2 protein-coding genes and 1 pseudogene are annotated in these 15638 nt (G+C 69.1%); 1 reads left to right on the top strand and 2 read right to left on the bottom strand.

Features of this window, described 5'->3' with window-relative positions:
• Positions 1-288: pseudogene (locus BST27_RS32385) on the top strand (hypothetical protein); the annotation flags it as partial.
• 20 nt (positions 289-308) lie between these two features.
• Here BST27_RS32385 and BST27_RS11555 read toward each other — a convergent pair.
• Both BST27_RS11555 and BST27_RS11550 read right to left on the bottom strand, forming a co-directional pair.
• Complete coding sequence (locus BST27_RS11555) at positions 309-2852, bottom strand: sugar epimerase family protein (RefSeq protein ID WP_069420285.1); 2544 nt, start codon at positions 2850-2852, stop codon at positions 309-311.
• 10 nt (positions 2853-2862) lie between these two features.
• Positions 2863-15405, bottom strand: a complete 12543-nt coding sequence (locus tag BST27_RS11550) for a type I polyketide synthase (RefSeq protein ID WP_083148477.1) — start codon at positions 15403-15405, stop codon at positions 2863-2865.
• Positions 15406-15638: the final 233 nt, after the last annotated feature.

Genomic DNA, 15638 nt, shown 5'->3' with positions numbered 1-15638 from the left:
GACACCCACGTGACCACCCCAGGCAGCGCCCTGCTGTTCCCCAGCCTGTGCCAGGCGGTGGGCGGCATGCCGTGTCCGGAGGTCGACACCCCCGATGACTACTGCGGGCAGCGCACCGCGATGATGCCCAAGCGGCGCCGCACCCGCACCCAAGACCGCGCCACGCGGATCAAGGCCGAACGCAAACGCAACCGCGAAGCCCGCGCCAAAATCCGCAGCATCGGCCTCAACAGCAAAGCCGAACAAGGCCCACCCCCCGACCCCGACGACGAACCACCACCCTTCTAGGGTCGGCGGCGTCGTAAGCACTACATCTGCGAGTCCAGCACCCGGATTTCGCCCGTTGAGCCATCGACCTCGACCATGGCTCCCTGCTGCAAGCGCCTGGTGGCGCCCTGCACGTCGACCACACAAGGAAACCCGAACTCCCGCGCGACCACTGCCGCGTGCGACATCGGGCCGCCGAGTTCCGTCACTACCGCGGCGGCGTAGCAGAAGGCGGCGGTGTAGCCGACGTCGGTGACCTCGGCAACCAGGATTTCGCCGGGCTCGAGGTCGTCGATGGTTTCCGGACGGACGATACGGACTCGACCCCGGACCTTGCCGCCGCAGACCCCGACGCCGCGCAGGACATCCCCGCCCGCCATAACCGTTGCCTCGATGGCGACCGGCTCCCAGCTCCCGCTGAACACCGTGGGCGGAATGACCGCCGCCAGCCGGTGCTGTTCGGCTCGGCGCCGCGCCACCAGTTCGGAAACGTTGTCCGGCAGCGCATCGAGTTCGTCGACCAAGAGGTAGAACACATCATCCCGGGCGGTGAAAACACCAGCGTCGGTCAGCCGTCGACCGTACTCGCGAAGCAGGCCACGAAGCACCCAGATCGCCCGCACCATCTTGTCCCGACGCACTTCCCGATCGCGAAGCTGACGCGCAGCGAGCACCGCAACAGGCTTGGCCCGCAAGGGAATCGACGGCGGCGGTGGCGGCGGGGTGGGCGGGGCATCCAACGCCTTGGCCACCATCCGGATCAGCAGCTCGGGATCGTCGGCGTAACTGGTCGACAGCATCTCGACCTCCGCGGGCCCACGGTGCCCCATCAACGCCAATTCGCGCAGCACCGCAGCATGAAACTCCGGCGAATCCACGGCGAGCTTGTCCAGCCGCTCCCCCGGTTCGCCCAGCAGCCGTGTCACGGCCGGGTCCTTCCGGGCAGCCTGCACCAAGCGCTGCACGGCTTCCACCGAACGCGCACTGACCAACTCGGGCCCCGCCGCCGGGGCCGTGTCCCGACCCACCAGGGCGCGCAACAACACGTTGTACGCGGCGCACAGCATGAAAGAACCCGAGGCCAAGAGCCATCCCTGTACGACGTGGTCACGCGCCAGCAGGATCAGACTCAGTAACCGCCGGTCGTCGAGCTTGGCGACATCACCGGCCAACCGCTCCAACCGGTCGACGTCCTCGAGGTAGTCGCTGGTGTCCCGCGGCGAACCCGCGCTCAGGCCAACGAGATTGACGCCGAAGACGCCGATGTTGCGCAGGGTGCGCAGCTGCTTGCCGACCCGTCCGGACTGTGCCGACGGCGGCTTCTCGTCACCGAAGATCGGCAGTGAAGCCATACTGGGGCCGAAGAACCCGCTGTTGCTCACGATCATCGCGGGCTTGGCGAACGGCACCGTCTCCGCCATGAAATGCGCCGAAGTGATCGCCCCGTAAAGCCGGTGAGCGAACACGGCCACCGTCCGCATGGCCATTTCCCGCTGGACCACGCCACCGGGCCGCAATCGCTCTGCGATCGCCACCCCGCCGGCGCGTAGGCCGCGCACGGTGACCGACGCCGAGGACGGCGAAAAGGGGCCGGGCAGCGCCTCGGACAGGTTGGTGGCCAGGAAGGTCGGGAAGCGTGGATCGATCGGGGTATCGAATTCGCCGTTAGCCCCTTGTGGCCCAGCCAGTTTAGGCAATACGCCGTCCGCAGCCGGGGCATCGACGGCGGGCAGGTCCGGGATGTTGGCCAGCCGCCAAGGCAGCGACACCACTCGCCTGCCGAGCGAAACCCTCCCCCGCACCGCCAGCGCGAAGTCAGCCAGGCATTCCTCCGCGGACCACGCGGGTTCGAATTCCCACTCGTCACGCAGCCGCGAAATATCGATCAACGGCGCACCCGTCACCGAATCGAATTCGGCGAACGACGGCAGGACTCTCGCGCCAACCGCCACCATCGGCCGGCCGAGTGCGACCGCGATTTGTCCAAACGTCACGGTTTCGGCAGCGGCGAGATCAACAGGGCCGCCACGAAATTCGTGATCCAGCACCGCCCGCGTCAGGAAACGAAGGACATCGTCGGGGTGGACCACCTGCACGGCACGATCGGCAAACGTCCGGGGAAACACCGGCGAGGCAAACAACCGACGTACCCAGTTATCAACCCCGCGGCCGACGATGAGCGCCGGGCGGATGGCCACCCACTGGCGACCGGATTCGGCCAGCATCTGCTCAATTTCCTGCGCATCGGGAACGTGCGCGGAACTGGTGCAGACGATGCGCCCCGCCCCCGTCTCGGCCATCGCCCGCAAAACGTTGCGGGTGCCCTCGACGTTGACCGCGTGAGCGATCCGGCCTTCGGGCCCGACCGGACGGACCCACGCACAGTGCGCGACGACATCGACCCCGGCAACCGCGCGACCGACAGCGGCCGAATCCCGGATGTCGCCCACCACGAAGGTCGCCGCACTGGACCAACTGTCGGGCCGGTGGCGGGCGAGGCCGACGACCTCATGGCCCTGGCTGAGCAACCTGGCAGCCAGTCCGCGGCCGAGTACGCCGCTCGCCCCCGTGATCGCGATTCTCACGTGTCCATCATTATTCGTCGTCGTCCATGAACGCCGCGTTGACCAGATCTTCGAGATCCATCTCCGCAAGGTCCTTCTCGCCGGTTGCCGCTTGCTGCGACGAGGTGGGCACGTCGGTCTCGTTGGCCAGCGCGAGCAGCACGTCGAGCACCCCGGCCTGGCGCAGCCGCTTGATCGGAATGGAGGCCACCACCCGCTGCAGTTCCGCTTCGCCCGGTGCGGCGACCGGGGCGGGTTCCGCTGCGGCACCCAGCAACTCGCGGTGCATGTAGCCGGCCAACGCCGCGGAGTTCGGGTAGTCGAAGATGAGCGTCGGAGAAAGCGGCAGGCCGGTAGCCGATTTCAGCCGGTTGCGCATTTCGACGGCGGTCAGCGAGTCGAAGCCCAACTCCTGGAAGGCACGGTCGGGGTCGATCGCCTCGGCGCTGTTGCTGCCCAACACCGTGGCGATGTTCGAGCGCACCAGATCCAGCAGCAGCGCGTGCTGCTCGTCTTCGGGCAGCCCGTCCAGACGTTGCAGCAGAGCCGATTTCGACTTCGCAGCGGCGAGCGAGTCGTCCACCTGGCGCCGGGTCGGGGCGTTGATCAGGTCGACGAACATCGGCGGTAGGGTGCCCGAATCGAACTTGACCCGCAAGGCGGCGAGGTCGATGTGGGCGGGCAGCAGGAACGGTTCGTCGACGATCATTGCGGTGTCGAGCAACTCCAGCGCCTCGCCCGAGGACATCGCGACGATGCCGTCCCGCGCGAGCCGCTTGAAGTCGACGGACGCCAGCTCGCCGGTCATCGCGCTGGCTTGATCCCACAGCCCCCAGCCGAGCGAAATCGCCGGCAGCCCTTGCGACCGCCGGTACGCGGCCAGCGCATCCAGGAACGAGTTACCGGCAGCATAGTTGGCCTGGCCGGCGGCCCCGGCCAACCCGGCGATGGACGAGAACATGACGAACGCCGCGATATCCAGGTCGCGCGTCAGCTCGTGCAGGTTCCACGCCGCGTCCACCTTGGCGCGGAGCACGGGTTCCATCCGCTCCGGCGTCAGCGACGTCACGACCGCGTCGTCCAGGGTTCCGGCGGCGTGGATGATGGCCGAAAGTGGTTGTTGCACCGGGATATCGGCGATCACCTTGGCCAGCGCCGCCCGATCGGCCGCGTCGCACGCGACGATCTGGACCTGGGCACCGGTCGCGCTCAGTTCGGCCGCCAGATCCTCGGCGCCCGGCGCATCCGGCCCCCGCCGGCTGACCAGCACCAGGTTCCGCACCCCGTGACGCGTGACCACGTGACGCGCCAACGCCGAACCGGCCATGCCGGTGCCGCCGGTGATGAGGACGGTGCCCGCGGCCCAAGCGTCGGGCATGGTCATGACGACCTTGCCGACGTGGCGAGCCTGGCTGAGGTACCGCAATGCGGCCGGCGCCCGACGCACATCGAAGGTGGTGACCGGCAAGGGCCGCAGCACGTCGTCGGCGAACAGCGCGGCGAGTTCGGCGAGCATCTGCGCGATGCGGTCGGGTCCCGACTCGAACAGGTCGAAGGCGCGGTACCGCACGCCCGGGTGCTCGGCGGCGACCACCTCGGGTTCGCGGATATCGGTCTTGCCCATCTCGAGGAAGATCCCGCCGGGGGCGACCAGCCGCAGTGAGGCATCCACGAAGTCGCCGGCCAGCGAGTCGAGCACCACGTCCATGCCGCGCCCGCCGGTGACGGCCCGGAACTTGTCCTCGAACTCGAGACTGCGCGAGTCGGCGATGTGATCCTCGTCAAAGCCCATGGACCGCAACGTGTCCCACTTGCCCTTGCTGGCCGTGGCGAACACTTCCAGACCCCAGTGCCTTGCCAACTGGACGGCGGCCATACCAACACCGCCGGCGGCCGCGTGCACCAGGATCCGCTGGCCGGGCTGGACCGCCGCGAGGTCGGTCAGCGCGTAGTAGGCGGTGGCGAAGACGACCGATGTGGTCGCGGCGGCGGTGTGCGACCAACCCGCAGGCACCTTGACCAGCAGCCGGTGGTCGGTGACCGCGACGGTCCCGGTGCCTTCGGGGAACAGACCCATCACCCGGTCACCGATCGCGAATCGACCGCCATCACCAGCTGTCTCGACCACGACGCCGGACGCCTCGACACCCATGACCGCATCGGGGTCGGGGTATAGACCCAGAGCGATCATCACGTCCCGGAAGTTGGCGGCAATGGCCGACAAGGCCACCCGCACCTGCCCTGGCGCTAACGGTGCGTCGGCGTCGGGAATCGGCTCCAGCCGCAGATTTTCGAAGGTGCCGGCACTGCTCATGCCCATGCGCCAAGGCATATCGCCCGGGGGCACCAGCAGGGCGTTGACCGCACGGCTGCCGTGCACCCGCCCGGTGTACACGTGCCCGTCTCGCCACAACACCTGGGGCTCGCCGGCCGCGAGGATCGCGCCGACGGCCATCTCGTCGAGGTCCGCGTCGGTGTCGACGAGCACGATGCGGCCCGGGTGTTCGGTCTGCGCCGAACGCACCACACCCCACACCGCGGCGCCCGCCAGATCGGTGATGTCCTCCCCCGGCAGCGCCACCGCTCCGCGGGTCGTCACCACCAAGGTGCCCGTCCCATCATGGGACAACCACGACTGCAGAACTTCCAACATCGAACTCGTGGCCGTGTATACGCCCGCGATGACATCGCCGGCCACGGGCGCGGACTCGAACAGCACGTTCGCCGCCCCGATCTCGGTGACATCGAATTCGGTTGCGTCCCAAGGTTGCACCGAGACCGGTTCGACGGCCTGCTGCGGTTGCGCCGACCAGTTCACCTCGAACAACCGGTCGGGGCCCGACCCGGCCACCGCGGCGCGCAGCTGCTGGTCGGTCACCGGGCGGGCCAGCATCGAAGCGACCGACAGCACCGGCAGACCCAGTGCGTCGGTGAGTTCGATCGACACCGAGGACGGGCCCACCGGCGCTATGCGGGCCCGCACCGCCGAAGCCCCCGCGGCGTGCAGGGACACGCCCTGCCAGGCGAACGGAACCAGCACCGAACCTTCCGGGACCTCCGAGCGGTCCGCGGTCAGGACCACCGCGTGCAGCGCGGCGTCCAGCAGCACCGGATGAACACCGAAACCGGTGACCGACAGGCCGGCGTCGGCGGGCAGCGTCACCTCGGCGAACACCTCGTCACCGCGGCGCCACATGCCGTTCAGTCCGCGGAACGCCGGACCGTAGTCGTAACCACGCTCGGCCAGCCGCTCATAGCCGTCGGCGACCTCCACCGGGACCGCGCCCACCGGCGGCCAGGCCGACAGGTCTGCGGCCGGCCGCGTCGAACCGGGCTTCAGTGAGCCCTCGGCGTGCAACAGCCACCCGGCGCCGGCCTCGGCGCGCGAGTACACCGACACCGCGCGGGCGCCGGACTCGTCGGCACCGCCGACGACCACCTGCACGGCGACCGATCCGCGCGACGCTTCGGTGGGCAGCACCAGCGGCGCCGCCAACGTCAACTCGTCCACCACCCCGCAGCCGACTTCGTCGCCGGCCCGAATGGCCAGTTCGACGAAACCCGCTCCCGGGAAGATCGCGACGCCGCCGACGGCGTGGTCCGCGAGCCAGCCCTGGGCGCCGGGAGTAAGGCGGCCGGTCAGGACGACACCCCCGGAGGCGGGCAACTCGACCACGGCGCCCAGCAGGGCGTGCTCGCTGGCTTCCAGCCCGAGGTCGGCGGCATCGGTGGCCGCGGCTTCACCGGACAGCCAGAACCGCCGCCGCTCAAAGGCGTACGTCGGCAGCTCGACGAAGTTCGCCCGTCCGACTGGGGCCACTATGGCGGCCCAGTCGACGCCGGCGCCGGCGACGAAGGCCTGCGCCACCGCGTTGGTCAGGGTGGCCGGCTCGGGGCGGTCCTTGCGCAACGCGGACACCGTCAAGACGTCCGCATCGGGCAGCGACTCCTCGACGGCGGCGGCCAGGCCGCTGTTGGGTCCGACCTCGAAGAAGCGAGTCGCGCCGGCGGACTGGGCGAAACGCACACTGTCGGCGAATCGTACGGCTTCGCGGACATGCCGCTTCCAGTACGCGACGGACGCGAAATCGTCGCCCGCGAGTTCACCGGTCAGGTTCGAGATGACCGGGATGTTCGGCCGGTTGATCGTGAGACCGCCGGCGACCGTGGCGAACTCGTCGATCATCGGATCCATCAGCGGCGAGTGGAACGCATGCGAGACGGCCAGCTGGTGGGTACGGCGACCTTCGGCGCGGAACCGGTCCGCGATGGCGGTCACGGCGTCCTGCGGGCCGGAAATCACCACCGAGCTCGGACCGTTGATGGCGCCGATGCCGACCTCGGCCGTCAGCAGCGGCCGCACTTCCTCTTCGGTGGCCTGCACGGCGACCATCGCCCCACCGGCCGGAAGCGACTGCATGAACCGGCCGCGAGCGGCGACCAGCACCGCGGCGTCCTTCAACGACAGCACCCCGGCGACGTGTGCGGCGGAGATCTCACCGACTGAGTGACCCATCACGAAATCGGGTCGCACGCCCCAGGATTCGAGCAATCGGAACAGGGCGACTTCGATTGCGAACAAGGCGGGTTGCGCGAATTCGGTGCTGTTGAGCAGGTTTTCGTCCCTACCCCAGATCACGTCGCGCAACGGTCGCAGCAGGTGCTGGTCCAGTTCGCCCACCACGGTGTCGAACGCCTCGGTGAACACCGGGTATGCGGCGTGCAATTCCCTTCCCATGCCGAGCAATTGGGAACCCTGGCCCGGGAAGACGAAAACCGTCTTGCCGCTGGACTGGGCGGTACCGCGGATCACCGAGGCGCCCAGGCCGTCGCCGGCCAGTTCGTCCAGTCCGGTTAGCAGCGCATCCCGGTCGTCGCCGATGACCACGGCCCGGTGCTCGAACACCGAACGACCGGCCAGCGTCCAGCCAACGTCGACGACGTCGAGCTCGTGGGCACGCAAATGCTCGGCCAACCGGGCCGCCTGCGCGGTGAGCGCCGTCTCGGTTTTCGCCGACACCACCCAGGGAACCAACGGCGGCTCCGGCTTTGGCTTCGGCTCGTTGACTTCTGCGACCTCCGCAACGCAGGGTGCGGATTCCACGATGACGTGCGCATTGGTTCCGCTGATCCCGAAGGAGGACACGCCGGCCCTTCTGACGTGGCCATTCGCCGGCCAGGGCTGCGGCTGGGTCAACAACGACACCGACCCCATCGACCAATCCACGTGTGGGCTGGGCTCGTCCACGTGCAGGGTGGGCGGCAGGAGTTCGTGGCGCATCGCCAGCACCATCTTGATCACACCGGCCACCCCGGCGGCGGCCTGGGTGTGACCCATGTTCGACTTGATCGACCCCAGCCACAGCGGTGACCCGTCCTCCGGGCGCGATTGCCCGTAGGTGGCCAACAACGCTTGAGCCTCGATGGGATCGCCCAGCGTGGTGCCGGTGCCGTGGCCTTCCACCGCGTCGACCTCGGCCGGCGACAACCCCGCATTGGCCAACGCCGCCCGCACCACCCGTTGCTGCGACGGCCCATTCGGAGCGGTCAAGCCGTTGGAGGCGCCGTCCTGGTTGATCGCCGACCCCCGCACCACCGCCAGCACCCGGTGGCCCAACCGCTGCGCGTCCGAAAGCCGCTCCACCACCAGCATTCCGCCGCCTTCGGAGAATCCGGTGCCGTCGGCCGCGCCCGCGAAGGCCTTGCATCGACCGTCCGCCGAGAGCCCGCGCATGCGGCTGAACTCGACGAAGATGTCCGGGGTGGCGTTGACGGTGACGCCACCGGCCAGCGCCAGGTCGCACTCACCCGACCGCAACGACTGGACCGCCATGTGCAGGGCCACCAATGACGACGAGCACGCGGTGTCCACCGACACCGCAGGCCCTTCCAGGCCCAGCACGTATGCGACCCGCCCCGAGGTCACGCTGCACGACTGACCGGTCAACCGGAAGCCTTCCAACGCGTCGCCATGCATGCCGTAGGCCTGCGTCATCACCCCGGCGAACACGCCCGTGGCGCTGCCCCGCAACTTCGCCGGATCGATTCCCGCGCGCTCCAAGGCTTCCCAGGACAACTCGAGGAACATGCGCTGCTGCGGGTCCATCGCCAGCGCCTCACTCGGCGCAACCCCGAAGAACGCGGCGTCGAAGTCGGCAACCCCGTCGACGAAGCCGCCGGTGCGGGTGTAGCAGGTGCCCGCGACGTCGGGATCCGGGTTGTACAGGCTTGCCAAGTTCCAACCGCGGTCGGTGGGGAAGTCCGAGAGCACGTCCCGGCCCGCAACCAGCATGTCCCACAGGTCTTCTGGGGACTCGACACCACCCGGGTAGCGGCATGACATGCCCACGATGGCGATGGGGTCGTCGCCGGTGGGGCGAACCGCGGGAGTGGGCTTGATTTCTTGTGGAACCCCGGCAAGTTCGGTGCGGATGTAGGTCGCCAGTCCGCTCGGTGTCGGGTAGTCGAAGATGAGCGTCGGTGAAAGGGAAAGGCCGGTCGCGGATTTGAGCCGGTTACGCATCTCGACGGCGGTCAGCGAATCGAAACCCAAGTCCTGGAACGCCTTGTCGGGGTCGATGGCTTCGGGCGTGACGTTGCCCAGCACCGTGGCGATGTGGGACCGCACCAGGTCGAGCAGGACGGCATGCTGTTCGGCCTCGGGCAGGCCGTGCAGGCGGTGCGCCAGCGCCGATTTCGACTTCGCCGCGGCCAGCGAGTCGTCGACCTGCCGACGGATCGGCGCGCTGATCAGGTCACTGAACATCGGCGGCACCGCAACGGCGTGGGCGCGCAGCGCCGCCAGATCGATGCGGGCGGGCACCAAGAACGGCTCGTCGACGATCAACGCGGTGTCGAACAACTCCAGCGCGTCGTCTGACGACAACGCCAGGATGCCGTCACGGGCCAGTCGGGCGCGATCGGCGTCGTCCATTCCACCCGTCATCGCGCTGGCCTGATCCCACAGACCCCAGCCCAGCGACATGGCCGGCAGACGATGGGCACGGCGGTGCGCGGCCAGCGCGTCCAAGAAGCAGTTCGCCGCCGCATAGTTGCCCTGGCCCGACGAGCCCACCAGCCCGGCCATGGACGAAAACAGCACGAACGCAGACAGATTCAGATCGCGGGTCAGCTCGTGCAGGTTCCACGCGGCATCCACCTTGGCGCGCAACACCGTATCGACGCGGTCCGGCGTCAGGGACGAAATCACGGCGTCATCGAGCACACCGGCGGCGTGGATCACCGCCGTCAGCGGGTGTTGCGCGGGGATGTCTTCGATCACCTTGGCCAGCGCCGCACGGTCGGCCGCATCGCAGGCGACAACCTGGACCTGCGCACCGGCCGCGGTCAATTCGGCAACCAACTCCGCGGCTTCGGGTGCGTCCGGGCCGCGTCGGCTCAGCAACACCAGGTGACGTGCCCCGTGCCGAGTCACCGCGTGACGCGCCAGCGCCGAACCGGCCATTCCGGTACCGCCGGTGATCAGGACGGTGCCGGTACCCAGTGCACCACCTGGGCCAAAAGGCACCGTCATGACGACCTTGCCGATGTGGCGGGCCTGACTCAGGTACCGCAGCGCCGCCGGTGCCCGGCGCACGTCGAATGTCGTGACCGGCAAGGGGCGCAGCACGCCGGTGTCGAAGAGTTCGGCGAGCTCGAGCATCCACTGGTGCATGCGCGGCCGGCCCGGCTCGAAGAGGTCGAAGGCGCGGTAGCCCACGCCCGGGTATTCCTCGGCGATCGCGCCGGGATCGCGGATGTCGGTCTTGCCCATCTCAAGGAAGATCCCGCCCGGGGCGACCAAACGCAGTGATGCGTCGACGAATTCGCCGGCCAGTGAGTCGAGCACCACATCCATGCCCTGCCCGCCGGTGGCCGCACGGAACTTCTCCTCGAAGTCCAGGCTGCGCGAATCGGAGATGTGGTCGTCGTCGAAGCCCATGGCGCGCAGGGTGTCCCACTTGCCCTTGCTGGCCGTGACGTACATGTCCAAGCCCAGGTGGCGGCCGAGCTGCACGGCCGCCATGCCCACACCACCGGCGGCGGCGTGAATCAACACCCGCTGTCCCGGCCGCACCTCGGCCAGGTGCACGAACGCCATGTAGGCGGTGGTGAAAACGGCCGAGATGGCGGCGGCTTCGGCGTATGACCAGTCCGCGGGCATGGGCAGTAGCAGTCGCGTGTCGCCGGGGACCAGCGTGCCGCTGCCGTCGGGGAAGAACCCGTACACCGAATCACCGACCGAGAATTCGGTGACGCCCGGGCCGACCTCGACGACCACACCGGCGCCCTCGCCGCCGAGCAAGGCCTCGTGGGTGAACATGCCCAGGGTGATCATGATGTCGCGGAAGTTGGCCGCGATGGCGCGCAGCGCCACCCGGACCTGACCCGGTTCCAACGGAGCGTCGGCGTTGGGAACCGGCTCCAGCTGCAGATTTTCGAAGGTGCCGGCGCTGCTCAGGCCCAGCCGCCATGGACCCTCAGCGGGCGGCACCAGCAGACTGTCAATTGCGCGGCTGCCGTGCACCCGTGCGGTGTATGCCTGCCCGTCGCGCAGCACTACCTGCGGCTCGCCAGCGGCCAGGGCCGTGGCTACCGCGGAATCATCAAGTGGTGCATCGGAATCCACCAGAACAAACCGGCCTGGGTTTTCCGTCTGCGCCGAACGCACCAGCCCCCACACCGCTGCGCCCGCCAGGTCGGTGACGTCCTCACCGGGCAGCGCCACCGCGCCCCGGGTCGCCACCACCAACACGCCGGAGTCGTGATCGGTCAACCAGGACTGCACGGCAGCCAACGCCCGGTGGGTGCGCTGGTAGGCGCCTGTCACCGGATCATGCTCGGCCACAACGGATTCGAAGATCTCGTAGGCGGGTGACTCATTCGAGGACGTGCCGGATGCCGGCGCCGGTGACCAGACCAGTTCGAACAGCCGGTCGGGCCCGGTGCCGGAAACCGCGGCGCGCAGCTGCTGCTCGCTGAGCGGGCGGGCGACCATCGCCTCGACCGAGAGCACCGGCAACCCAAGGCCGTCGGCCAGTTCGATCGACACCGCCGACGGTCCGGCCGGCGCTATCCGGACCCGCACCGCCGATGCGCCCGCGGCATGCAACGACACACCCTGCCAGGCGAACGGCAACACCAGCTCGGCATCCGGGTTGGCGATGACGGCCGCGTGCAACGCGGCGTCCAGCAGCGCGGGATGCACGCCGAATCCGGTGACGCTGCCCGCCGCTTCGGGCAGCCGTACCTCTGCGAACATCTCGTCGCCTCGGGCCCACACCGCGGTCAATCCACGGAACGCCGGGCCGTAGCCGTATCCGCGCGCGGCCAACCGGTCGTAGCCGTCGGAAATGTCGACCGCGGCCGCGCCGGCGGGCGGCCACGCCGACAGGTCCGCGCCGGGCTCGATGGTCCCGGAGCGCAACGTCCCCTCCGCGTGGCATACCCACACCGCCCCCGCACCGGCCTCGGAGCGGGAATAGACAGACACGCTGCGCTGGCCCGACTCCGTGGCGGCACCGACAACCACCTGCAGCGCAACCGCATTCGACTCGGAGATGAGCATCGGGGTGCGCAGGGTCAGCTCGTCGACCACCGAACAGCCGACCTCGTCACCGGCCCGGACGGCGAGCTCGACAAAGCCCGCGCCGGGGAACACCGCCGTGCCCGAGACCGCGTGATCGGCCAACCACCCTTGGACGTTTGGGGCCAGGCGGCCGGTCAACACCACCCCGCCCGAGGCGGGCAACTCGACCACCGCGTGCAGCAGCGGGTGGTCACTGGTACCGAGCCCCAATCCGTGCGCGTCGGCGGCGATGCCTTCACCCGCAATCCAAAAGCGCCGCCGGTCAAAGGCATACGTCGGCAACTCGACGTGGCGTGCACCGCCCAACATGCCACGCCAGTCCACCGCGACGCCGGCGACGAAGGCCGACGCGGCCGACGACAGGAACCGCTGCAGTCCCCCGTCCTCGCGGCCCAGCGTCGGGACGACAACCGCTGCGGGAGCAGCGTTGCCGTCACCTGACAGGCAGTCGTTCACGGTGTCTTCGACACCGGCGATCAACGCCGGGTGCGGGCTGGACTCGATGAAGGTGCGGTAGCCGTGCTCGCACGCGCTGCGCACCGCCCGGTCCAGCTCGACCGTCTGGCGGATGTTGCGGTACCAGTACTGGGCATCCAAACCGGCTGTGTCCAAACGGTTTCCGGTGACGGTGGAGAAGAACACCGTCCGCGACGACTGTGGCTCGATATCGGCCAGCGCTTCGATGAGCTCGGCGCGGATCGCCTCGACCTCCGGCGAGTGCGACGCGTAGTCGACCTCGATCCGGCGGGTGCGCAGTTGCTTGTCGGTGCAGACCGCGATCAGCTCGTCGAGCGCCGCCACCTCGCCGGACACCACCACGGCCGCGCGGCCGTTGACCGCGGCGATGCCGATCCGATTTTCGAACGGCACCAACAACTCTCGCGCCTGCTCGGCGCTGCAGGCGATCGACACCATGCCGCCCGGACCGGCCAGGCCGGTGAGCAACTTGCTGCGCAGCGTGACCACCTTGGCGGCGTCGCGCAGGGACAGCGCGCCGGCGACGTAGGCGGCGGCGATTTCACCCTGGGAATGGCCGATCACGGCATCGGGGCGCACCCCGACCGACTTCCACAACTCGGCCAGCGACACCATCACCGCGAACAGCACCGGTTGCACCACGTCCACCCGGTCCAGCCCCGGTGCACCGGGCGCGCCGCGCAGCACGTCGATCAGCGACCAGTCGACGAACTCCGCGAAGGCCTCGGCGCACGCGTCGATGTGTTGGGCGAATACCGGTGCGGTGTCCAGCAATTCGACGCCCATGCCCACCCATTGCGAGCCCTGGCCGGGGAACACGAACGCCGTCTTGCCGGCGGGCTGAGCCGAGCCGCGGATCACACTGAAGACGTCATCGCGATCGGGATCGGCCAGTTCTTCCAGCCCGGCCAGCAAACTGGCACGGTCGCCACCGACGACCACGGCCCGGTGCTCGAAGGCCGACCGCCCGGCCAACGTCCACGCCACGTCAGCAACATCGAGTTCATGGGTGCGCAGGTGCTCGGCCAGCCGCGCGGCCTGCGCCCGAAGCGCCGTCGCCGACTTGGCCGACACCACCCACGGCACCGCCGGCAGCGTCGGGCCGGATTCGCGCTGCTGCTGCGCGGCGGCGTTGGCGGCGTCGACGGCTTCCACGATGACGTGGGCGTTGGTGCCGCTGATCCCGAACGACGACACCCCGGCGCGCCGCGCGCGACCGTTCGCCGGCCAGGGCTGGGGCTCGGTCAGCAGCGACACCGCCCCCGCCGACCAGTCCACATGGGGGCTGGGCTGGTCGACGTGCAACGTCGGCGGCAACACCTCGTGGCGCATCGCCTGCACCATCTTGATCACGCCCGCCACCCCCGCAGCGGCCTGCGTGTGACCCATGTTGGACTTCACGGAACCCAGCCAAAGCGGCTCCGACCGGCCCTGCCCGTAGGTCGCCAGCAGCGCCTGGGCCTCGATCGGATCGCCCAGTGTCGTGCCGGTGCCGTGGCCCTCGACCACGTCGACATCCGCCGTCGACAGACCGGCGTTTTCCAGCGCGGCGCGCACGACCCGTTGCTGCGACGGGCCGTTGGGCGCGGTCAGGCCGTTGGAGGCGCCGTCTTGGTTGACCGCCGTCCCCCGCACCACCGCCAGCACCGGATGGCCCAGCCGCTGCGCGTCCGAGAGCCGCTCGACGACCAGAATCGCCCCACCCTCGGACCAGCCGACACCGTCGGCCGCGCCGGCGTAGGCCTTGCAGCGCCCGTCCGGCGCCAGCCCGCGGTGCCGACTGAACTCGACGAAGACGGTTGGCGTGGCGTTGACGGTCGCGCCGCCGGCCAGGGCCAGGTCGCACTCGCCCGTACGCAGCGACTGCACCGCCATGTGCAATGCCACCAGCGACGACGAACATGCGGTGTCCACCGACACCGCCGGGCCTTCCAGCCCGAGCACATAGGACACCCGGCCGGACGCGACGCTGGAGGTCATGCCGGTGAGGCGGTAGCCCTCGATCTCCTCGGCCAACATGCCGTAGCCCTGAACGATCAGTCCAGCAAACACACCGGTGGCACTGCCCCGAAGTCCGGTCGGATCGATTCCCGCGCGCTCCAGCGCCTCCCAGGACAACTCCAGCAACATCCGGTGTTGGGGATCCATGGCCAGCGCCTCACTCGGCGCGATACCGAAGAAGGCGGGATCGAAGTCGGCGACGCCGTCGACGAAACCGCCGGTGCGGGCGTAGGTCTTGTGGCGTGCGTCAGGGTCGGGGTCGAACAGGCTGGACAGGTCCCAGCCCCGGTCGGTGGGGAAATCGGAGATGACGTCGCGACCTTCGGCGACCATCTGCCACAACGCTTCCGGCGAGTCGACCCCGCCCGGGAAGCGGCACGACATGCCCACGATGGCGATGGGCTCACTCGAGCGCTCCAGCAACGCACGGTTGGTGCGCTTCAGGCGTTCAACCTGGACCAGCGCTTTCCGCAACGCTTCGGTTGCATGCTGGAGTTGGTCAACCATTACTAAACCCTCGCCTACTTAGTCTTAGTCGTCTTCGACTGTCGGATCCGGCTCTCGCCGCGTCACCGACGCTGCTGCACGACACGACGTCGTTGTCAGGTCGACCTGCATCGCGCGCTCCGACCCAAGAAACTCGCTCGTGAGTATCGCCAACTCCGGCAGGATTTCAAAACGTCCGATACTCCCAGCTGTACGAAAAACGGCAGGCCGTCCGTGCGCCCCCGCGTGGCCTG

The organism is Mycobacterium intermedium (assembly GCF_002086275.1).
GTDB lineage: Bacteria > Actinomycetota > Actinomycetes > Mycobacteriales > Mycobacteriaceae > Mycobacterium > Mycobacterium intermedium.
The sequence above is the reverse complement of the archived record's forward strand: the minus strand, read 5'-3'. Positions and strand labels throughout refer to the sequence as shown.

Excerpts from the sequence above, each read along its gene's own strand:
- BST27_RS11550 (WP_083148477.1), bottom strand. The coding sequence starts at position 15,405 with ATGGTTGACCAACTCCAGCATGCAACCGAAGCGTTGCGGAAAGCGCTG.